This is a genomic window from Salinisphaera sp. RV14, from assembly GCF_052044135.1.
In the GTDB taxonomy this organism is placed as follows: Bacteria; Pseudomonadota; Gammaproteobacteria; order Nevskiales; family Salinisphaeraceae; genus Salinisphaera.
This window is the reverse complement of record NZ_JBQDYF010000016.1, coordinates 18688-40531: the sequence shown is the minus strand read 5'-3', so window position 1 is coordinate 40531 and position 21844 is coordinate 18688. Positions and strand designations below refer to the sequence as shown.

General features: G+C 62.8%; 18 protein-coding genes. 10 read left to right on the top strand and 8 right to left on the bottom strand.

The window, feature by feature from the left end; genetic code table 11:
* Positions 1 to 104: 104 nt before the first annotated feature.
* Complete coding sequence (locus tag ACS8Y6_RS14410; RefSeq protein WP_440855845.1) at positions 105 to 1001, bottom strand: LysR substrate-binding domain-containing protein; 897 nt, start codon at positions 999 to 1001, stop codon at positions 105 to 107.
* 128 nt (positions 1002 to 1129) lie between these two features.
* Here ACS8Y6_RS14410 and metE point away from each other — a divergent pair, with 128 nt between their 5' ends.
* Positions 1130 to 3406 carry a 5-methyltetrahydropteroyltriglutamate--homocysteine S-methyltransferase gene (gene metE, locus ACS8Y6_RS14405; RefSeq protein WP_440855844.1) on the top strand — a complete coding sequence of 759 codons (2277 nt, stop codon included), beginning with the start codon at positions 1130 to 1132 and terminating at the stop codon, positions 3404 to 3406.
* A gap of 74 nt (positions 3407 to 3480) precedes the next feature.
* Here metE and ACS8Y6_RS14400 read toward each other — a convergent pair whose 3' ends face one another.
* The 3 genes from ACS8Y6_RS14400 to ACS8Y6_RS14390 form a co-directional block, all read right to left on the bottom strand.
* Positions 3481 to 3744, bottom strand: a complete 264-nt coding sequence (locus tag ACS8Y6_RS14400) for a type II toxin-antitoxin system RelE family toxin (protein WP_440855843.1) — start codon at positions 3742 to 3744, stop codon at positions 3481 to 3483.
* Positions 3731 to 3961 carry a CopG family transcriptional regulator gene (locus ACS8Y6_RS14395; RefSeq protein WP_440855842.1) on the bottom strand — a complete coding sequence of 77 codons (231 nt, stop codon included), beginning with the start codon at positions 3959 to 3961 and terminating at the stop codon, positions 3731 to 3733. The genes ACS8Y6_RS14400 and ACS8Y6_RS14395 overlap by 14 nt, the downstream gene beginning before the upstream one ends.
* Before the next feature lie 185 nt (positions 3962 to 4146).
* Positions 4147 to 4779, bottom strand: a complete 633-nt coding sequence (locus tag ACS8Y6_RS14390; protein ID WP_440855841.1) for a hypothetical protein — start codon at positions 4777 to 4779, stop codon at positions 4147 to 4149.
* Here ACS8Y6_RS14390 and ACS8Y6_RS14385 point away from each other — a divergent pair.
* From ACS8Y6_RS14385 to ACS8Y6_RS14375, 3 genes are read left to right on the top strand one after another with little or no spacing between them, the layout of a single operon-like run.
* Positions 4759 to 7413: a site-specific DNA-methyltransferase gene (locus tag ACS8Y6_RS14385; protein WP_440855840.1), complete on the top strand. Its 2655-nt coding sequence runs from the start codon at positions 4759 to 4761 to the stop codon at positions 7411 to 7413. The two genes, ACS8Y6_RS14390 and ACS8Y6_RS14385, sit on opposite strands and share 21 nt — an antisense overlap.
* Positions 7414 to 7420: 7 nt before the next feature.
* The gene (locus ACS8Y6_RS14380) at positions 7421 to 9361 is read left to right on the top strand and encodes an ATP-binding protein (RefSeq protein WP_440855839.1); all 1941 of its coding nucleotides are present in this window, start codon (positions 7421 to 7423) and stop codon (positions 9359 to 9361) included.
* Positions 9358 to 12207, top strand: a complete 2850-nt coding sequence (locus ACS8Y6_RS14375; RefSeq protein ID WP_440855838.1) for a BPTD_3080 family restriction endonuclease — start codon at positions 9358 to 9360, stop codon at positions 12205 to 12207. Before ACS8Y6_RS14380 ends, ACS8Y6_RS14375 begins: the two co-directional genes overlap by 4 nt.
* Before the next feature lie 89 nt (positions 12208 to 12296).
* Here the strand turns inward: ACS8Y6_RS14375 and ACS8Y6_RS14370 are convergent, their stop codons facing one another.
* Together ACS8Y6_RS14370 and ACS8Y6_RS14365 are read right to left on the bottom strand one after the other, a co-directional pair.
* Positions 12297 to 13052, bottom strand: coding sequence for a siderophore-interacting protein (locus ACS8Y6_RS14370; protein ID WP_440855837.1), 756 nt, complete (start codon positions 13050 to 13052; stop codon positions 12297 to 12299).
* The gene (locus tag ACS8Y6_RS14365; protein WP_440855836.1) at positions 13049 to 13495 is read right to left on the bottom strand and encodes a MarR family winged helix-turn-helix transcriptional regulator; all 447 of its coding nucleotides are present in this window, start codon (positions 13493 to 13495) and stop codon (positions 13049 to 13051) included. The genes ACS8Y6_RS14370 and ACS8Y6_RS14365 overlap by 4 nt, the downstream gene beginning before the upstream one ends.
* A 203-nt stretch (positions 13496 to 13698) precedes the next feature.
* On the opposite strand from ACS8Y6_RS14365, the gene ACS8Y6_RS14360 reads away from it, so the two are divergent.
* The 6 genes from ACS8Y6_RS14360 (at position 13699) to ACS8Y6_RS14335 (ending at position 18826) form a co-directional block, all read left to right on the top strand.
* Positions 13699 to 15165, top strand: a complete 1467-nt coding sequence (locus ACS8Y6_RS14360; protein ID WP_440850807.1) for an N-acetylmuramoyl-L-alanine amidase — start codon at positions 13699 to 13701, stop codon at positions 15163 to 15165.
* Positions 15166 to 15311: 146 nt separating this feature from the next.
* A complete protein-coding gene (gltX, locus tag ACS8Y6_RS14355; protein WP_440855835.1) occupies positions 15312 to 16757 on the top strand; it encodes a glutamate--tRNA ligase in 1446 nt (481 codons plus the stop codon).
* Between the two features lie 150 nt (positions 16758 to 16907).
* Positions 16908 to 17216 (top strand): ArsR/SmtB family transcription factor, encoded by a 309-nt coding sequence (locus tag ACS8Y6_RS14350; protein WP_440850809.1) that lies wholly within the window; start codon positions 16908 to 16910, stop codon positions 17214 to 17216.
* A gap of 9 nt (positions 17217 to 17225) precedes the next feature.
* Positions 17226 to 18203, top strand: a complete 978-nt coding sequence (locus tag ACS8Y6_RS14345; RefSeq protein WP_440855834.1) for a cation diffusion facilitator family transporter — start codon at positions 17226 to 17228, stop codon at positions 18201 to 18203.
* 72 nt (positions 18204 to 18275) lie between these two features.
* On the top strand, positions 18276 to 18629 hold the full coding sequence (locus tag ACS8Y6_RS14340; protein ID WP_440855833.1) for a DUF488 domain-containing protein: 354 nt from the start codon (positions 18276 to 18278) through the stop codon (positions 18627 to 18629).
* The gene (locus ACS8Y6_RS14335; RefSeq protein ID WP_440855832.1) at positions 18626 to 18826 is read left to right on the top strand and encodes an acetyltransferase; all 201 of its coding nucleotides are present in this window, start codon (positions 18626 to 18628) and stop codon (positions 18824 to 18826) included. The genes ACS8Y6_RS14340 and ACS8Y6_RS14335 overlap by 4 nt, the downstream gene beginning before the upstream one ends.
* Positions 18827 to 18983: 157 nt before the next feature.
* On the opposite strand, the gene ACS8Y6_RS14330 is transcribed toward ACS8Y6_RS14335, so the two are convergent.
* Entirely contained in the window at positions 18984 to 19949 is a 966-nt protein-coding gene (locus ACS8Y6_RS14330; RefSeq protein WP_440855831.1) for an L-lactate dehydrogenase, read from the bottom strand.
* A gap of 607 nt (positions 19950 to 20556) precedes the next feature.
* Positions 20557 to 21747: a sulfate adenylyltransferase gene (gene sat, locus ACS8Y6_RS14325; protein WP_440855830.1), complete on the bottom strand. Its 1191-nt coding sequence runs from the start codon at positions 21745 to 21747 to the stop codon at positions 20557 to 20559.
* Between the last annotated feature and the right edge of the window lie 97 nt (positions 21748 to 21844).

Here is a 21844-nt window from a genome sequence, read left to right as displayed (position 1 = left end):
TGGGTGCCGGCACGCGGATCGTTTCGTGTTCGAGGCATCGGCCGCATCAGCGGCCGATGCCTTCGTGTGTCCGGCGTTCGCGTCTGGCGATATGTCCCGGCACGTTACGCCGTATGCGACGGCCCAGCACGAGCGGCGTCCAGAAAACCGGCGATTGGCGGCTCCTCGCGGCTGGCGCGCCGTACGCCCAGATGGATCTGCTTGGCGATCCCGGCCCGCCCGAGCCGTACCGGCGTGATGGCGAGTTCGGCCGCGTATTCATCGACCAGCCAGCGCGGCAGGGCTGACACGCCGCGCCCGGCGGCCACCAGTTGCAGCATGATGTCGGTGGATTCGAGCGTTTTGTGGCGTCGCGGTGTGACATGCGCCGGCCCGAGCAGCCCGGTGAAGATATCCAGCCGGGCCGGGTCCACCGGATAAGACAACAGGACTTCGTCGGCCAGCGCCTCGGCCGTCACATACTCGCGCCCGGCCAAGCGGTGGCCCGCGGCCACTACCAGGACCTGCTCGTAATCGAATACCGGTTCGAAGATCACCCCGCGCTTGGCCAGCGGATCGGGTGTGACCAGGATATCGATATCGTGGTTGAACAGCGCGGCCATGCCACCGAAGCGAAATGCCTGGATGACGTCGATGTCCACACCCGGCCAGGCCGCCAGATACGGTTCCACGATCTTGAGCAGCCAGCGATAGCAGGGATGGCATTCCATGCCGATGCGCAGCGTGCCGTATTGTCCGGCCGCATAGTCGGCCAGCACGGTATCCAGGCGCTCGAGTTGCGGCAGCAGCCGCTCGGCCGCGGCGAGTAGATAATCGCCGGCCGGTGTCAGGCGGATACGCCGACCTTCCCGGCGCCAGATCGCGGTGCCGGCCTGATCCTCGAGCTTGCGGACGGCGTGGCTCAATGCCGACTGCGTCAGATGCAGCGACTTCGCTGCCGCGGTCAACGAGCCGTCGCGTTCGATCTGACGCAGGATACGCAGATGAATACGTTCGATCATTCGTTGTATGAGCGATATTCATTCATTGATGCAAATATACCAATATTAGTCATGGATAAGTCACTCTAAGCTCGTGATCGATCGCCAGCGGTGCTGGCTCGGATAACGCAGTAGAGGAGCGACGATCCATGACCACATCCCATAATCTCGGCTTTCCCCGTATCGGCGAACGCCGCGAGCTGAAAAAAGCCACCGAAGCCTACTGGGCGGGCGATCTCGATCGTGCCGGTCTGGAGGCGGTGGGTGCCGATATCCGGCGCGCGAACTGGGAAAAACAGCGCGCGGCCGGCATCGACCTGATCCCCTCCAACGATTTCTCCTTCTACGACCAGATCCTGGACATGGCCTGCCTGGTCGGCAATGTGCCGGCGCGCTTCGACTGGGATGGCGCGCATGCCGATCTCGATGTGGCCTTCGCAATGGCTCGTGGCACGGATGACGCCATCGCCTGCGAGATGACCAAGTGGTTCGATACCAATTACCACTACCTGGTGCCCGAGTTCACCCAGGACACGACCTTCGCGCTCGCCGGCGCCAAGGTCTTCGACGAATTTGTCGAGGCGAAGGGGCAGGACATGACCACCAAGCCGGTGCTCATCGGTCCGGCGACTTATCTCACACTCGGCAAGGTGACCGACGGTTCGGACCTGGATAAGTTCGCGCTCGCCGATCAACTGATTCCGGTGTATATCGAGATTCTGGATCGGCTGGCCGCGGCCGGCGCCGAGTGGGTACAGATCGACGAGCCGATCTTTTCGCTCGATCTGAGTGAAGCCCAGCGCGACGTGATTGACAAGACCTATACCGCGCTATCGCGCGTCGGCGATCTCAAGATCATGGTCACGAACTACTTCGGTGAGCTGCGCGACAACATCGATCTGTTCACCAGCCTGCCAGTGGCCGCGCTGCATATCGATGCCGTTCGCGGCGCGGGCGAGATCGAGGCCGTGGCCGGCCGGCTGGGCGGTGACACGGCGCTGTCGGTCGGCGTGGTCGACGGACGCAATATCTGGAAAACCGATCTGACCGCGGCTAAGACAGCGCTGGCACGGGTCCGAGACACGATCGGCGGCGACCGGCTCATGGTGGGCCCGGCCTGCTCGCTACTGCACAGCCCGGTCACTCTGCACCACGAAACCAAGCTTGATTCCCGGCTGGCCGCCTGGCTGGCCTTCGCTGAAGAGAAGCTGGCCGAGATCGTGGCGCTCGCCCGCGCGGCAGACGGCGATATCGACGAAGCCCTGTTCGACGCCAATGCCCGGGCGATGGCGGATCGCCGCGAATCCAAGCTGATCCACGACGACTTCGTCGCCAAGCGCGTAGCCGGTCTCACCGCCGCGGATTATCGGCGCCAGTCGGATTACGCCGAGCGCGCGCGCCAGCAGCGGGCGAAATTGCAGCTGCCGATGTTCCCGACCACCACCATCGGCTCGTTCCCGCAGACGCAGGATGTACGCCGCGCCCGTGCACAGCACAAGAAAGGCGACCTATCGGATGCCGATTACGACGCCTTTTTGAAACAGCAGATCGACGACGCCATCGCCATGCAGGAAGACATGGGCTTCGACATGCTCGTACACGGCGAATTCGAGCGCAACGACATGGTCGAGTATTTCGGCGAGCAACTGGCCGGCTATGCCTTCACCAAACTCGGCTGGGTGCAGAGCTATGGCTCGCGCTATGTGAAGCCGCCGATCATCTACGGCGATGTCTCGCGGCCGAAGCCGATGACGGTCAAATGGTCGAAATACGCCCAATCGCGTACGAAAAAGCCGATGAAAGGCATGCTCACCGGCCCGGTCACCATGGTGCAGTGGGCCTTCGTGCGCGACGACCAGCCCCGGTCCGAAACCGTGAAGCAGGTTGCGCTCGCCATTCGCGACGAGATCGTCGATCTGGAAGCGGCCGGCCTGGCCGCGATCCAGTGCGACGAGGCGGCTTTTCGCGAAGGGCTGCCGCTGCGGCGTGCCGACTGGAATGAATACCTGGACTGGGCCGCGGCCGCCTTCCGGCTGGCAGCGGGCGGCGTGCGCGACGAAACCCAGGTCCACACTCATATGTGCTACTCGGAGTTCAACGACATCATCGAGTCGATCGCCGCCATGGATGCCGACTGCATCTCCATCGAGACCTCGCGCTCCCAGATGGAGCTGCTGGATGCGTTCGTGAAGTTCCAGTATCCGAACGAGATCGGCCCGGGGGTCTACGATATCCACAGCCCGCGTGTGCCGAGCACCGACGAGATGGTCGCCCTGCTCGACAAGGCCGTGGCCGTGTTGCCGCCCGAAAAACTGTGGGTGAACCCGGACTGCGGGCTCAAGACCCGCGGCTGGGCCGAGGTCAAGCCGGCGCTGAAGAACATGGTCGAGGCCGCACAGCGGATGCGTCAGGCACGGGCTGCCTGATCGGCCACGGCCGGCTCAAGCCGCTCCGGTTATTGGGGCGGCTTTTTTATGAGCGAGCGTCTATCAACGGGGCGTTATTCGCCCCGATAGACATGCTTTCGGTGTCCGATCTTGACGACTGTTACGATCAGTACATCGTCGGCGATTTCGTAAAGGATGCGGTAGAAGCCCTGGCGGATTCGATATCGCTCCTGACCCGAAAGCTTCTCGCTCCCCGGTGGGCGTGGATCCCGCTGTAGCGCATCGACGCGTTGGAGAATACGCGCGACATCATCGTTCGGAATGCGGCGCAGATCCTTGGCGACCGAGCGTTTGAAGACAAGCTTATAGCTTGCCATGCACTTTCAGATCGTCCAGCAGTGCCTCATAGCTCAGGGTCGGTTCGGCGACGCGGTCGGTGAAAGCGGCTAAATCTTCCTGATCCTCGGCCAGCGCAGCGCGAACGGCGTCGTTGACAAGATCCGACACGCTGCGATGCGTATGGGCGGCCTTCAGGCGGAGTGCTGCATGTAGCTGTTCGTCGAAATAGATGGTTGAGCGCTTTGAAGTTGTCATGGGAATGCCTCCTGATTGGAGTTTAGCATCACAACGTCATAACGCTATGATGGCGGGTGGCGCACATCCGTCGACGTCTTTTAAGCGCACAGCGCGACGTGCCGGTGATAGGCTCCCTGCGGGGACTATTGAGCATAGTGGCCGGCGGCTGAGGCAGAACGGCCAATCGCGCGGCTTGGCACCAGTCAGAGAGCGATATGAGCGATTCGAAGGGGCGCGCGGCGGCGCGGGCGCAGTTGCTGGATATGCTGCCGGCCGATGGCTCGAGCATCGGCAACCAGGCCATGCAGCAGGCATTGCGCGATGCGGGCCACGAGCTGGGCAACGACGCCTATGCGGAAATCAAGAACGCGCTCGTGGCCGACGGCGTGATCGGGAAGGGGCGCGGCCGCGGTGGGTCGATCTATCGAATCGCTGCCGACCAACCGAGCACCGCCGCGCCGGATTTCGAACTCAAGCCGCAGGCGGCCCCGGCCGAACTCGATTTCCATGCCGATAAGGCGCGTGCCAAGGCTCGGGGTAAAGCAGCCGGCCGGAAGAAAGCCGACCAGAAGAGAGCACACAAGCGCGCGTCGAAAGCCAGTGCAGATCGCCACGAAGTGCTGAGCTATCGCTACGACGACAAGCGCCGCAACAACCCGCACGTCGGCATGGTCGATACCAGCTCGGACGGCGTGGAAGACAGCGCCAACTGGGCCTACGACCCGCATATCGACCCGGCGCTGCAGTTCGACCCGAGCCGCGCCCAGATCGAAAGCCTCATCGACGACGCGCTCGCCTCGGATGACAAAGACGAAATGGCCGCTGCGCTGGAACAACTCAAGCGCATGCAGGCGGCCTACCTCAACTGGGCCGGCAAGGCCGAGCGCACCAGCTTCGAAGTCGATACCGTTTCGCTGCATGTGCACGAACGCATCGATCCGGCCACCATTCTCGCCGGCTTGCAGAAACGGGTGAAAGACAGCAAAGGCAAGGATACGCCGAGCTTTCAGGCCGATTTGTTCCATGCCCCGTTTGAAAACCTGCCGCTGCGCGAAGCCATCGACTTCTACAAGCACGCCCGCGACTGGTCCAACCGCCTGATTGCAGGCGATTCGCTGTTGGTCATGAACTCTCTGCTACAGAAAGAGGGCATGGCCGGGCAGGTGCAAATGATCTATATCGACCCGCCCTACGGCATCAAATACGGCTCCAACTTCCAGCCGTTCACCAACCGCCGGGACGTCAAGGATCGCAAGGATGAAGACCTGACCCAGGAACCGGAGATGATCAAGGCCTTCCGGGATACCTGGGAGCTGGGGATTCATTCGTATCTGACGTATCTGCGGGATCGGCTGCTGCTGGCGCGGGAGTTGTTGAGCGAGTCGGGTAGCGTGTTTGTGCAAATTTCCGATGAGAATTTGCACCACGTTCGCGAGATAATCGATGAAGTGTTCGGTTCAGAAAACTTCGTTAGCGTCGCTGTCGTCAGGAAGACGGGAGGCCAAACCGCTGATCTCCTCGCAAACGTTGCCGACTACTGTGTTTGGTTCGCGAAGAATAAAGGGCAACTCAAGTACCGTCAGATCTACCACGAAAAAGTCATAGGCCAAGGTCATGGCTCCGGCGAGCGATACGATTTGACGGACACCGATGGACGAAATTACCAGCGCACAGCGTTAGTTTCGAATCGTCCACCAGGCTCCTTTCCAGTGCCATTTCAAGGCCAAGAGTGGGGCCCTAGCGGCGGGTACTGGAAAACAGGGGAGTCTGGATTTCGGCGACTCGTAGCCACCGGACGCGTTAGTAGTGGAGACAAGACGCTGCGGTACAAGCGATTCTTGGATGATTTCCCCGCGTATCAAATCTCAAACATTTGGGCAGACGTAGCGGGTACTTCGGATAAGGTGTACGTGGTCCAAACCGCCATGTCCGTGGTGCAACGCTGCCTGCTCATGACCACCGACCCCGGCGATCTGGTGCTGGACCCGACCTGCGGTTCCGGCACTACGGCGGTCGTAGCCGAAAAATGGGGCCGTCGCTGGATCACCTGCGACACCTCCCGCGTCGCAGTCACGCTCGCCAAGCAGCGGTTGATGACCGCGAGCTATGACTACTACGCCCTGAAATATCCGGGCGAAGGCCTGCGCGGCGGCTTCATCTATAAAACCGTGCCGCATATCACGCTGAAGTCGATCGCCAATAACCCGGAAATCGACACGATCTATGAACAACGGCATCCGGCGGTCGCGTCGGCGCTGGAGTCGCTGAACACGGCGTTGCAGGCCGCGCCGCCGGCGCCGTTCAAGATCACCGAAGGCGCCCGCAAGGGCGAGACAATCGATTTCTCGGCCAAGGCGAAACAGCAGACGTTGCCCAGCGAGGAAGTCGTTGCCACCAACGCACTCCTGGAATGGGAAGTGCCGTTTGAAGCGCCGGCGGACTGGCCGCAAGCCGCGCTCGATGCGCTGGATGCGTTTCATGCCGCCCGCCAGGCTATGCAGCAAGCAATGGACGATTCCATCGCCAACCACGCCGGCCAGGAAGTGCTCTACGACCAGCCGGAAATCGATAAATCCAAGCGTCGCATCACCGGCCCATTCACGGTGGAGGCGGTGCCGTTTGCCACGGTGCTGGGGCTGGACGAGGCCGAGCAGCCGCGCGAGGCGGATGTCGCCGTCGCGCGTTCGGGCGAAACGTCGCGCCAGGCGCAGTGGCGGGATGAACTGCTCAAGACCGGCGTGCGTGGCAAGAACAATCAGAAACTGAAACTGATGGATCTGGAGCCGTTGCCCGGCACGCGGTATATCGATGCGGTGGGCACAGTGGCCGACACCGGCGACCGGGTGGCCGTGAGTTTCGGCCCGGAACATGCCGCGCTGGAACAACGCCAGGTCGAGATCGCCATGCGCGAGGCGGGCGAGCTGTTTCCGTTGCCGAAGTTGCTGGTGTTCTGTGCTTTTACCTTCGACCCGGAGGCGGCCAAGGATATCGACACCATCAAGGGCGTTCAGGCGCTGAAAGTGCAGATGAATACCGATCTGCTGACCGAGGATTTGAAGAAGGGGCGCTCCAGCAATGAATCGTTCTGGCTGATGGGCCAGCCGGAGGTGGAGTTGCACACGCGCGACGACGGCCGTTACCAGATCGAGGTCCACGGCTTCGATTATTTCGATACCAAGAGCGGCGAGCTGAAATCCGGCGGCAAGAAGAATATCGCCCTCTGGTCGCTGGATACCGATTACGACAACCGTTCGTTGTTCCCGCGTCAGGTGTTCTTTCCCATGGCCGGCAAGAAAGACGGCTGGTACAAGCTCAAGAAAGATATCCGCGCCGAGCTGAACGACGATCTGCTGGATGCCTTTCACGGCACGCTGTCGCTGCCGTTCGACGCCGGCGAGAACGAGTGCGTGGCGGTGAAGATCGTGGACGACCGCGGGATCGAGTCGTTGAAAGTGATTCCGTTGGGGTGACGGCGCCGTGAACCAGCAGATGAATCTATTCGATACCCTTGGCGAAGAAGGGCGCGATGTTGAGTTCAAGTCGGCGAAGGGCGGTTTGCCGGGCAGTCTTTGGGAAACCTACAGCGCGTTTGCCAACACCGACGGCGGCGTGATCTATCTGGGCGTCAGGGAGCGCGGCGACGAAGTCGAATTACAGGGCGTCGACGATCCGGACAAGATGCTTCGCGATTTCTGGAGCGTTGCCAATGATCGGGGCAAGGTCAGCGTCAACCTTTTGGCCGACCGTGACCTCGAAATTCTCGACTTGGGCGGCCCGCGGCTCATCGCGATTCATGTGCCGCGTGCGTCGCGGGAATTTCGGCCGGTACATGTGGGGCCTGATCCGTATCGCGGAAGTTATCGTCGCAACCACGAAGGTGATTTTCGCTGTTCGCCGCAAGAAGTTCAGCGCATGTTTGCCGACCGGCCCGACCAGGCGCCTGCAGACAGCCGAATTCTGCAGTACTTCAGTCTGGACGATCTGGATACGCAGTCGCTACGGCAATTTCGCAATCGCATGGGGTCGCGCAGCCCCGATCATCCCTGGTTGTTGCTGGACGATACCGAGTATCTGGCTAAGCTGGGCGGTTGGCGCCGCGACCGGCGTGAAGGTATCGAGGGGCTGACGCTGGCTGGGCTGCTTATGTTTGGCAAGCAGGAGGCCATCACCGATAACGAAGCGCTACCCGGATTCCACTTGGATTACCGTGAGCGGTTGGCGGACGACGAGTCGGTTCGCTGGAGTGATCGCCTAACGGTCGACGGCACGTGGGAAGCTAACCTGTTTCAGTTTTATATCCGGGTTGTTCAGAAAATTGGGAATGATTCGGCGCTCAAGGTGCCGTTCGCGCGGGACGCGGAGGGATATCGTAAAGGCCAGAGCGAGGTGCATGAGGCGCTACAGGAGGCGCTGGTCAACGCCCTGATTCACGCAGACCATGGCGGGCAAGGTGGTGTCGTGATCGACCGCCATCGTGATCGATTCGAGTTTTCCAACCCGGGGACGCTGCTGCTCTCGATCGAGCAGTTGTTGGACGGCGGCGTCAGCGAATGTCGCAATAAATCTCTGCAGCAGATGTTCCAGTTATTGGGAGCCGGCGACAAGGCGGGCTCGGGCCTCGACAAGATTCGGGCGAGTTGGCACGCCCAGCATTGGCAGTCTCCCAGCTTGCGGGAAACGTTGCGGCCCGATCGGGTGGTGCTGACCCTGCCGATGGTCAGCATGTTGCCGGAAGGGCTGGTCGAGGCGCTCAAGGCCCGTTTCGGCGTATCGGCGATTAGCCAGCTTAACGAGGACGAGGTGCAGGCGCTTATTACTGCAAACGCGGAAGGCCGCGTGACGAACAGGCGTCTCCAGACGATGTTGACGCGTCACCGGGTCGATATAACGGAAATGTTCCGATCGTTGGTTGAGCGTCGGATGTTGATTCAGCACAGCCACGGCCGCGGAACTTACTACGAGCTTTTCGGTGGGTCGCTCGATGGGCCGGAGCAACGAATTGCCGCAGGGTTAGACACGGCTGATACATCAGAAAACGACGCTAGCTCCATACGTAACGACGCTAGCTCCATACGTAACAACGCTAGCTCCATACGTAACGACGCTAGCTCCATACATAACGATCATTCCGCTGGGCCGGAACATTACGCAGAAAGCCACTTGGAAGACATTGCCAAGCCTGTTCGGCGCAAGCAACGAGCGGCGCGAGAAGTCGTGGAGTCGACGATAGTCGCACTGTGCTCCGTGGACTACCTAAGCCTGCAGCGGCTCGCAGAACTGCTGCAACGTAATCCGATCAGCCTGCGCAATCGCTATATCAATCCGTTAGTGCGGGCGGGTCGTCTGATGTTGCGGTATCCAGACAAGCCCAATCACAGTCAGCAAGCCTATCGAACAACTGATGGGGGCAGTTCATGACCTCCCAGTCTTTGATCATCAACTCGCCTTATGAGATGCCGGCCCAACACTGGTCACAGGATGCCAACGGCAAAATCGCCCAGGTCGCCGAAGGCCGGCGCCCGGCCGCCTACGAGATGTACGACACGCGCAACAACACGCGGCGGGTGGAGTTGCTGGAGACGGTCAATCGTGTTCGCCAACGTGTGGACGAGTGGCGGGCAGCGGGGTGGCCGGGGATCACGATGGTCACGCGCGCCCTGCTGGAGCACTGGGATGCTCGGGGCGAGTGGATTGCCGAAGCCCGCCGCTGGCAAGGCGGGCCGCGCCAGTATCCATTCTATTTCTGCCAGTTGGAAGCGATCGAAACGCTGATCTGGTGGCTGGAAGCGCCGCCCGATTATCGTCAGGGCATCTTCCTGCCCGGCGACGGCGGCGCCTGGGAGCGTATCTGCAGCAAGATGGCAACCGGCTCGGGCAAGACGACAGTCATGGGCCTGATTGCGACCTGGCAGACACTTAACGCCCTGCAATATCCCAAGGACTCGCGTTTTTCCCATGCCATCTTTGTGGTCACGCCGGGTCTGACAGTGAAAAGCCGCTTGCAGGTATTGCTCCCGGGTGATGAGAAGAACGTCTACGACGAGTTTTCCATGTGCCCCACCGAGGCGATGCGCCAGCGGCTCAACCAGATGGAGATCCGGGTCGAGAATTGGCACACGCTGATGCCGCTGAAAGAGCCGGCGCGGTCAGTGGTCAAGAAAGGCAAGGAGAGCGATGAGGCATTCACTCGCCGTGTGCTGGGCCGGCTGGCGGGTTTCAAGGATCTGATCGTATTCAACGACGAGGCGCACCACGCCTATCGGCAACGCGCGGAGGTGAAGGTCGGCCGGAAAGAAGCCGAAGCACTCGGTATCGATCTGGAAGAAGCGACGCGCTGGATCGAGGGGCTGGACCGGATTCACAAGACGCGGCGTATCCGGCGCTGCTTCGATCTATCGGCGACACCGTTCGCGCCGACGGGCAAGACCAACACCGAAGCCGGGCTTTATGAATGGATCATCTCCGATTTCGGCCTGAACGATGCGATCGAAGCGGGGTTGGTGAAGACGCCGCGGGTGGTGATTCGCGACGATGCACTGGCCAACGCGAAAAGCTACGCGAGCAAGCTCTATCATCTGTATCGCGAAGACGAAGTCCGCGACGACTTGAACCGCAAGGCCGATTCGACCGATCCCTTGCCGAAGCTCGTTCAGAACGCTTATGCGCTGTTGGCTTACGACTGGCGCGAAACCCAGAAGGCCTGGCAGGCCGAAGGGCATACGATTCCGCCAGTCATGCTCACGGTTTGCAACCGGACCGAGACGGCCGCGCGCATCGAGCGATTCTTCAACGAAGGCGACTGCATCATCGAAGGTACGCAGGCGCAGGAATACACGCTGCGTGTCGATTCCAAGGTGCTCGAGAAAGCCGAGCGGGGCGAGAAAGTCACGAAGGACAAGGAATACGCAGCCCGGCTGGAGCAGGTCATCAAGGCCGCCGGTTTGCCTGCCGATAAGCAGAACGAACTGTTGGCGCTCAAGCAGGAAGAGCAGTTGCGGGCGTTGGTCGATACCGTCGGCAAGCGTGGGCGGCCGGGCCAACAGCTGCAGAACGTTGTGTCGGTGGCCATGCTGTCGGAAGGTTGGGACGCGGCGAACGTGACGCACATCATGGGGTTGCGCGCGTTCACCAGCCAGTTGTTGTGCGAGCAGGTCATCGGGCGCGGTTTGCGACGCGTGGCGCACGACATGGATGAGCAGGGGTATTTCCTGCCCGAATTCGTCAATGTCTTCGGCGTGCCGTTATCGATCTTCCAGGAGGTGGGCGAGGGCGGCGAGACGCCGCCGGTGCCGAAGGCGAGCGTACGTATCGAAGTCGAGCCCGACCGTAATGGTTATGAAATTCGCTGGCCCAATGTGGTTCGGATTCAATCGGTGCTCAAGCCGGAGCTGCGGGTCGACTGGCCAGCGGTCGAGCCGTTGGCGCTCGACCCGAATGCCACGCCGATCAACGCCGAAATTGCGCCGTCGTTGACCGGTATTGTCAATCTTGCTCAGGCGTCTGCGATCGATCTGGAGAGTGCCGCACAGGATTTCCGGCTGCAGAACCTCATCTTTCGCGCCACGCGAAAGCTGTATCGCGAGCTCGATAGCGGCTTCGAAGGCGATACACAATACCTGGCGATCCAGCTGATTCGTTTGGTCGAGCAATTCCTGGCCAGCGACAAGCTCACGATTCCGGCGCAGTGGTACGCCGAGCCGGCTCGGCGGCGGTTGTTGATTGGCCTGAATATCGATGCCGTCGTGACGCACGTCAGCCGGTATATTCGCCAGTCGAATACGACGCGCCTCGAGCCGCTGTTCGATGAGCAGTTACCAATCGGTTCGACGAGCGCTATGCGGCCGTGGCTTACGACAAAGCCTTGCGAGCCCACCTCTCGTTCCCAGATTAGCCATGCTGTGCACGACAGCACTTGGGAAAAAGCGGTGGTTGCGGTGTGTGAGACAAGCGATGACGTTGCGGCGTGGGCGAAGAACGACCACCTCGATTTCGTTGTGCGTTATCTCTGGGAAGGCTCCAGCCGCCGGTTCGTCCCCGATTTTCTGATCAAGCTCAGGAACGGCCGAACGTTGGTGCTGGAAGTCAAAGGTCAGGATAGCGATCTCAATCGTGCCAAACGCGCTGCCATGGCCGAGTGGGTTGAAGCGATCAACCTGGCCGGCGGCTTTGGCTCGTGGTGCTTTGATACCGTATTCGATCCTGCTCGGACACGCGATGTCATCGCGTGCCATGCCGAGGCGCGTAGTGTCGCCTTGAGCCCCTGAACCCGAGAAATTGCCGGTTCGGCGGTGAGTCGGCGGGCCGGCTCGTAGTCTCGCGGCCTGCTTGTTCCGCCCTGACTAGATGCAAGGGCTTACAGCGTTGATGCTGAGCCTTCGGCGTCGGCGCGCTTGTTCTGCTTGTGGGCCTCCTCGTTGCTGCCGCGTTGCCAGTAGCTAGAGATATAAAGCTGCTGGCGCATCACGCCGCGATCGCCGCGTAAATGCTCGCGCAGGCGGCGCATGGTCGCGAATTCGCAGGCACACCACACCGACGGCGCGCCGGCCGGCCAGTCGAGCGCGGCCACGGCGTCGTAGAGCGGCGCGCTGTCGGCGCCGGGGTGCGGGTTGATCACCCACTGGATGGCGACGCCGTCGGGGGCGTCCAGGTTCTGGATGTCGCTCTCGTGCAGTACTTCAATGATGGCGTGCCCGGACATGGCGCGTGGCAGTGTTTCCAGGTTCGCGGAGATCGCCGGCAGGGCGGTCATGTCGCCGATCAGCAGCACCCAGTCGGCGGCGGAGTCGACGCGCTTCTTCGGGCCCGGGCCGCCGATGTCGATGGTCTCGCCGCGCTGGACCTCCTCGGCCCAGCGCGCGGCCGGGCCGCCGTCGCCATGGCGGACGAAATCGATATCGACCGAATCGTCGCGCTGCGAGCGGATGGTGTAGGTCCGCAGCAGCGGGCGCTCGCTTTGGGCCTGGGGGAAGCGCAGCTTGACGTAGGCGCTTTCCTGGTCGGCCGGGAAATCGGCCATGCCTTCGCCGCCGAGAGTCACGCGCAGCATGTTTGGCGTGATCTCGGTCTTGTCGAGTACGGTGAAGGTTCGGGGTGACGGTCTGCGATTCATGAAGCGCGATCCTGGGCGTGTTCGAGATTGGTGATCATGGCTTCGGCGAGATCCGTGAAACGGGCGAGATCGGTATCCGACAACCCGCCGGCCATGCGCGCGCCGGCACGGGCCTCGACGGTCGCGATCCGGGCCGCGAGTTCGCGCCCGGCATCGGTGAGTTCGAGCTGTTGACTGCGGTTGTCGTCTGGATGCGGTTGGCGTACGACCAGGCCTGCGGTCACAAGGCCCTTGATCAACCGGGCGATGCGGCCCTTGTCCTGGCGCATGCGCTCGGCGATGTGCCGGGCGGTGCCGTGCCGGCTGCGGGCGATGCCCTTGAGTACGCGAATCTCGCTGACGGTGAGATCGATATCGGCCGAGGCATAGCCGTCGCGCATGGCGCGCTTATAGGCATGGAGCAAACGGTGCAGCGTTTCGCCGGCAGGAGAATATTCAGCCATGATGAGTAGTTGAGAATGTCAACTAATACTCCATGTCTTGGTTGACATTGTCAACTAATCTGATGTTATATCCTGTCGACGCGGCGTCAGCGTCCGGTATCGCCGGGCGTCCGACGAAGGCTCGGCAATCCAGACGGGATCATGGAGGGCGTGATCCGGCGGGCCCCGGTCGATGGATGGCTCGCCGGGCGGCGAAGGGCATCGTGAATCGGTTTCTGTTTTATCGTTATGCGTTACTCGGGCTGGTGCTGTGGTGGGCGGCCGTTGCATCCGCGGCCCCGCCGGCGACGTTGCAGCAGGTGCGCGTACATCACGCCGGCCGGCATACCCGTGTCGTTCTCACGTTTTCCCGGGTGCCATCGTTCCACGATTTTGTGCTCAGTTCGCCGGTGCGCGCCGTCATCGATCTGAAGGCCACGCATCGGGCGCACGCGGCGAGCGCCAACAGCGCGGGCGCGATTCGCAATATCCGCTGGGGGCGCCGCAAGCACGACACGCTTCGCGCGGTGTTCGGCCTGAAACCCGGCACGCATTTCGCGGGTGTCGAGCGCCACGGACACCAGTTGATCGCGCGTTTCGACAACGCCCGCGCGGCGCAGGCCGAGCCGGCGAGCGTGGCGCCCCGGAAAAAGCCGCTGGTTGTCGTGATCGACCCGGGCCACGGCGGCAAGGATCCGGGCACGTCCGGTCCGCACGGATTGCAAGAAAAAACCGTCACGCTGGCGATCGGGCGCATGGTCTATGCCAAGCTGGCCGCCACGCCCGGCATCAAACCGGTGCTCACGCGCCACAGCGATCATTTCGTCACACTGGCCGATCGTGTCGCCATTGCCCAGCGCAAGCACGCGGACGTATTCGTCTCGATCCATGCCAATGCCTCGCCGGGGCATCCGCATGTCGCTGGCGGCACCTGCTACGAGTTGTCGGAGCACGGCGCGAGCAACGCCGAGGCCGCGCAACTGGCGCGTTTCGAGAACGGTCACGACCGGGAAGTGGCCGGCGTGCGGTTTTCCAGCGACGACATGACGCTGAACACGGTGCTGACACAGATGTTCCAGAGCCAGTCGATCGATGCCGCCGATCGCCTGGCGCAGCGCATCATTCACCAGTTCGGCAAAATCGAGCCGCTCTACCATGGCAAACCGCAGCGGGCGAATTTCGAGGTGCTGCGCGATCCGATGGTGGCGTCGGTGCTGTGCGAGACCGCGTTTCTCACCAATCCGACCCAGGCTCGGAAGCTGCACGGGCACGCGTTTCGGGCGAAGCTGGCCGATGCCATCTACCGCGGCATCGTGGGTTACCTGAAACATAACCCGCCCATGCACCCGTCGACCCAGTCGCCCGAGGTTTATATCGTGCGCAACGGCGATACCCTGTCGGGTCTGGCAAAACGCGCGGGCGTGACGAGCGCATTGCTGATGACGATCAACGACCTGACCAGTCGCGACATCGAGCCGGGTCAGCGGCTGATCGTGCCGGGTCTCCAGACGGCGTCGAAGCCCCACGCGGCGCATTATCGCGTGCAGTCGGGCGACACGCTGTATTCGATCGCGAACGCGCACAACGAGAGCGTGGCGGCTCTGAAGGCCGCGAATTCACTCGATTCCTCGACTCTGCGCGTGGGCCAGGTGCTGCGCGTGCCCGCCGGCGAAAGTCATCAGGAAAGCTGAGCCGTGATCCGATCCGGGCGGCGCGGGCCTCGCCGGTGGTCGGTTTGCGCCCTGTGCGGGGCTTTCGCGATGCCGGCACGGGCTCGTATGAAACGGTAACAGGCCCTAAAATGGCGGATTACGCGCTCGTATCGGTTGCAAGTCCTATGTCCGTCGTCACCCGCTTCGCCCCCAGCCCGACCGGTTATCTGCATATCGGCGGTGCGCGCACGGCGCTGTATTCCTGGCTACACGCGCGCCAGAACAATGGCCGCTTCGTGCTGCGCATCGAGGATACCGATCGCGAACGCTCCACCGACGAAGCCGTGACCGCGATTCTCGATGCCATGGCCTGGCTCGATCTCGAGCACGACGGCGAGATCTACTATCAGACGCAGCGTTTCGATCGTTACGCCGAGGTGATCGCCCAGTTGCTGGCCGAGGGCAAGGCCTATCGCTGCTATTCGACTGCCGCGGAGGTCGAGGCCATGCGCGAGGCCGCGCGTGAGCGCGGCGACAAGCCCAAATACGACGGCACCTGGCGGCCGATGCCGGGCAAGACGTTGCCGGAGCCGCCGGCGGGTGTCGACCCGGTGATCCGGTTCGCCACGCCGCTGGACGGCGTGACGGTCATCCCCGATCTGGTGAAGGGCGACATCACCATCGCCAACAGCGAGCTCGACGATCTCATCATCGCCCGCGCCGACGGCACGCCGACCTACAACTTCTGCGTGGTGGTGGACGACATGGACATGGGCATCACCCATGTCATCCGCGGCGACGACCACGTCAACAACACCCCGCGCCAGATCAATATCTTCAAGGCGCTGGTGGACAGCCAGATCGGCGGCAACAGCGAGCTGCCGCGCTACGCACATGTGCCGATGATTCTCGGCCCGGATGGCAAGCGGCTGTCCAAGCGTCACGGTGCGGTCGGCGTGATGCGCTATCGCGAACAGGGTTTTCTGCCCCAAGCGCTGCTCAACTATCTGGTACGGCTCGGCTGGGCCCACGGCGATCAGGAGATCTTCACCCGCGAACAGATGATCGCGCACTTCGACATCGCCAACGTGCAGGGCGGCGCCTCGACCTTCGACCCCGAGAAGCTGCTGTGGGTGAACCAGGAACACATCAAGGCGGCCGAGCCGGAAGAGCTGATCGACGAGCTGGCCTGGCATCTGGCGCGTCATGGCATCGAGGGCGTTGATCAGGATGATCTGATCGCCATCGCCAGCGTGCAGCAGGGGCGTTGCAAGACGATGACGGAGATGGCCGAGCAGAGCCTGTTTCTGTTCCGCGAGGTTGCCGAATACGAGCCGAAGGCGGTCAAGAAGCACATCAAGACCGCCACGCCCGATCTGCTCGCCCAGGTCCGGGATACGCTCGCGCGCCTTGAAGGCTGGCACGCCGAGGATCTGGCGGCCGCGGTCAAGGGCGTGGCCGAGGGCAATGAAGTCGGTATGGGCAAGGTCGCTCAGCCCATCCGCATCGCGCTCACCGGCGGGCCCGTATCACCGTCGATCGACGACACGCTGGTGCTGCTCGGCCGCGAGGCCACGCTGGCCCGGCTCGATCAGGCGGTCGACGCGTTCCGGGCCCTGAAGGCCGGGTAGCCGGTCCGTTGGCCGGCGGCAGGCGCTGCCGCCGGTTGTGTATCGCCGTCGGGTATGACCCATGTGATCGATAGCGGTTTGCTATTCGATCGCGCAATACCATAACGTTGGTCATATCGATACAATACTTATTCAATTGTAGAGGTCGGCATGGCCACAACCATCGATATCACGGTTCTCGGCGACGACCGCGCCACGCGCATGGCCGAAATGTTTCGCCTGCTGGGCGAGCCGAATCGTCTGTCGTTGGTCTATGCCTGTCTGGAACGCCCGCAGAGCGTCGCCAGTCTGGCCGCGCAGATCGACATCTCGATGTCGCTGGCCAGCCATCATCTGCGACTGTTGCGCTCGGCCCGTCTGCTGGCGGCCGAACGGCGTGGCAAGCAGGTGTTCTATGTGGCCGCCGACGATCATGTTCAGCGCGTGCTGCGCGACATGATCGAACACAGCGATGAATGAGGGCGGGCGATGAGCAGCGCGCATATGCACGATCACAGTCACGAGCACGCGCATCATGATCACGGGCATGACCACGATCACGAGCATGGCCTCGGCGGACATCACCATCACGGCAGCGGTAAGACGTTGATTTTCTCGCTCTGCTTCACGTTCGCCTTCGCGCTCGTGGAGGTCGCCGGCGGCTGGCTATCCGGTTCGCTGGCTCTGCTGTCCGACGCCGGTCACATGTTCACCGATACGTCATCACTGGCGATCGGTGCCTTCGCGGCCTGGCTGTCGCGGCGACCGGCTTCCAACTCGCATTCCTTCGGCTTGCAGCGGGCCGAAGTGCTGGGGGCGCTGGTCAACGCCGTGATGATGATCGGGGTGGTCGCCGCGATTGCGATTTCCGCCATTCAACGCTTCTTCCAGCCGGAGCCCGTCGCCGGCGGCATGGTCATGATCATCGCCGGCATCGGCCTGCTGGTGAACATCAGCATCGGCTATATCCTGTTGCGCGGCGAACAGACCATGAATGTGCGCGGGGCCTTGCTGCATGTGCTGGGCGACCTGATGGGCTCGGTCGCGGCTTTGGTGGCCGGTTTCGTCATCATGTTCACTGGCTGGACGCCGATCGATCCGTTGTTGTCGATCTTCGTCTGCGTGCTGATCTGTCTTTCGGCGATTCCGCTGCTACGCGAAGTCGTGCGCGTACTCATGGAAGGCGTGCCCAAGGGCGTGGACGCCGCGGGCGTGAGTCGTGCCCTGGCCGACGTGGAAGGCGTGCGATCGGTCCACGACCTGCATATCTGGAGCTTGTCCTCCAGCCAGCGCGCACTCGCCGCCCACGTCGAGATCGCCCGGCTGACGGATTGGAACTCGATTCTGCCGCGGCTGCAGCAGTTGCTGGCCGAGCGTTATTCGATCACCCACACCACGTTGCAGCCGGAAAATCGTAAAACCGCGCGCGAATGTGCCGTGGACACCAATTGCGGCGTGACGACGTAAAGTCACCCGCCGGCGGCCGCTCGGTGCAAAGCCGCGCGGGCGAGTGCCATGCGCGTGTTGCCGGGGAACGATATGCACATTCGTTGCAAGCGTATCTATGATCCGATCGAAGACGATGACGGGTATCGTGTGCTCGTTGACCGTGTCTGGCCGCGCGGTGTGGTCAAACGCGATGCCGCGCTGGACGCCTGGCACAAGTCGCTGGCGCCTTCCAATGCATTGCGTCGCTGGTTCGCGCACTGCCGCCAGCGCTGGCCGGATTTCTGCCGGGCGTACGAGCGGGAACTGGCCGACGACGAACCGGATGCCTTGAATGAATTGCGGCAGCGCGCCGCAACCCAGGGCGTGACATTGCTCTATGCCGCCCGGGACACCCAGTGCAACAACGCCGTTGCCTTGAAGCAGTACCTGGAGAAGACGCGATGAACGAAGCCGAGTGTCTGGCCATGGCCGAACGCATCCGCCGCGCCTGCGTCCAGGCGGCCAGGAATGGTTACGAGGAGGCCGCCATGGCCGGCCTGTGCGCGGAAGGCGCGCTCGAAGCGGCGCTCGGCGCCATCGAGCGTCTGGACCTGGAGACAATCCTGAGCGCGCCCGAGCGGCCCGCTGACGGTCCGCGCTGACCTGTTTCAGTTCGATCCTCACGATCTGCGATCGTTGTCATGCTCGGTGTCTCGATTCCGGCTGATATGTGGCCAGGCCCGGCGAGGGTGATGACGCGTCGCCCATCCACCCGGCCTGTTGCGCGTTGCCCCGCTGAGCGTTTGCCCTCGACCGCAATCAGCCTGAAGTGCTGACCGCATTGTCCGCTTCGGGCGTGCCAGATGCGATACCGTCGATGCGCGCGCGCAGTACGCTCGCCGAGTGCGCCAGGGCAGCGCGTTCGGGGCCGTCGAGCGCCATTTCGATCACCCGTTCGACACCGGCGCGCCCGACCACGCAGGGCACGCTGAGATAGAGGTCGGACACGCCGTAGGCGCCGTCGAGATTCGTGGAGACGGTGAGCACGGCGTGGTCGTCGTTCAGGATGGCCGCGCAGATGCGATCCAGCGATAGCGCGATCGCATAGCTGGTATGGCCTTTCGCCCGGATCACCTCGTAGGCCCCGTCTCGCGTGGCGCGCGCGATCTCCTCGCGTTGCGCGGCGGGCAGCGCCAACGGTGCGCCCGCCACCTGCGCATGGCTCCAGACCACGAGCTCGCTGTCGCCGTGCTCGCCGATGACGTGTGCATGGACGTGCCGGGCATCGACGCCGAGCACTTCGCCCAGCCCCCAGCGCAGGCGGGCGCTGTCGAGTACGGTGCCCGAGCCGATCACCTGACTGTTCGGGCGCTCGGCGTGGCGCGCCGCGATCTGGGCCAGTGTATCGACCGGATTGGTGGCGATCAGCAGCACGGTGTCCGGGCCCATGTGCCGCTCGGCGGCCGCGACGATCGAGGCCATGATTGCCCCGTTGCGCTCGAGCAGGGCCTCGCGCGACTGGCCGGGTTTCTGGGCGGCGCCGGCGGTAATGATCACGATGGCGGCACCGGCGCAGTCGGCGTAGTCACCGGCGCGCACTCGGGCGCCGCCGGCCAGGGCCTGGCCGTGTTGCATGTCGAGCGCTTCGCCTCGGGCGCGTTGTTCGTCGATATCGACCAGCACGATATCGGGCGCCCGTTCGCGCAGATACAGCGTATATGCCGTATCGGCGCCCACCGCGCCGGCGCCGATGATGACGATGCGGGGTGTGCGGGAAACGGTCATGGCAATTCGCGGGCTTGTAGCAGTGCCCGCAGAGTAAATCATGGGGCCTGACGGGCGTTGATGCATATCAACCGACGCGGGCTCTTTATTACTCGCGAGTCACCGGTGTCTTGAATGCAGCGCCGTGCGTGTCGGAATACGCTAAATCCTGAAGTGTCGTATCTGTATTTCGTCCCGTTGTGCGGCGACGGTGAGGCGTGGTGTCGGCGGGTGTCCGGCGCACGGCGCCGGTGCGCCCAGCCTGTCTGAGCATCGCCAAAGCGATGCGCCATTGTCATCGAATAGGTGGGCGCATCCCGCCGGCGCCACGTCTCGCCGTGAACCGGCGAAGCCGGCGCCGCGCCGGGTGCTCTTCTCTTGGTTGCTTCTCTTGAGCAAGCAAGAGAAGTGACTCGCGCTGCAGCGCGAAACCGGAGGTCGGCGAAGACGGGTGGCTCAAGACTTTTATCAGGACTCGTTCGACATTTCCGAACCAGTAAGCCGTCCATTCGTCCAGCGCCGTGCCTGAGCCGTCAGAATCCGCGGGCGTCATCGTCCGAAAATCTACGATGAACCACGAAAAAGCCCGGCCGGCGCCGGGCTTCGTGCATGATCGCCCGCTGACGGATCAGGCGGTCTTGCTCTGATAGTAGTCCATCAGAATTTCGGCCACCTCCGGCCGCGAGAATTCCGGCGGCGGGGCGATGCCCTGACCGAGCATCTCGCGCACCTTGGTGCCCGACAGGATCACGAAGTCTTCCTTGCTGTGATCCGGGGCGTCGGACATCATCACGACGCGGCCGAGCTTCTTCGAGAAGGCGGTGTGATCGGCCTTGAAGATCTCGATCTCCAGCGCGTCGTCCGGCACTTTCTCGTCGAAGATGGCCTGGGCGTCGAAGGCGCCGTAGAAGTCGCCCACGCCGGCGTGGTCGCGGCCGACGATGAGGTACGAGCAGCCGGCGTTCTGGCGGAACACGGCATGCAGCACGGCCTCGCGCGGCCCGGCATACATCATGTCGAAGCCATAACCAGTGATCATCACCGAGTTTTCCGGGAAATAATGCTCGACCATCTTGCGGATGGCGGCATCGCGCACGCGCGCCGGCACATCGCCGGGCTTGAGCTTGCCGAGCAGCATATGCACCAGCACGCCGTCGGCGCCGGTGGCCTCCAGCGCCATCTTGCACAGTTCTTCGTGCGCGCGGTGCATCGGGTTGCGGGTCTGGAAGGCCACGACCTTGTCCCAGCCGCGCTCAGCGAACTCGTCGCGGATCGAGGGTGCGGTTCGGAAGGTGTCCGGGAAGTCGTGCTCGAAGTAGGAGAAGTTCACCACCTGGATCGGGCCATGCACGATATACCGGCCCAGGCCCTTGAACGTGGCCACGCCGGGATGCGCGTCGTCGTCGGTGCCGAAGATGTGCGTGACCATCTCGGTCATCTCGTCTTCCGAGATTGCCTCGATGCCTTCGACATCCTGCACCGCGATCGCCGGGTTGCCTTCGACGTTCGGGTCGTTCAGCGCGATGCGCGCCGCCCCCCGGATCGGTTCCGGGTCGGCCACGATATTCACGATCGGGATCGGCCAGAACAGGCCGCTGGTGGTGCGCATATCGCGCGCGACCGACAGCGCGTCGGCCTTGTTCATATAGCCGGTCAGCGGATTGAAGTAACCCGCGCCCAGCATCACCGCATTGGCGGCGGCCGCCGAACTCACCGTGATCTGCGGCAGCTCATGCGCTTCCTGGACGAGCTGGCTGCGCGCTGTCTCGTTGGCCACGAACAGCGGATTGAGCGTTTCCGAACCGTGGGGTTTGATCATGAGCATTCCGCGTGGGTGCCTCGCGGCCGAAGACCGATCGCCCGCACCGGCTCTTTATGCCGGTGCGTTATGGCCGCGATTCGTGTTAAAGCGAAGG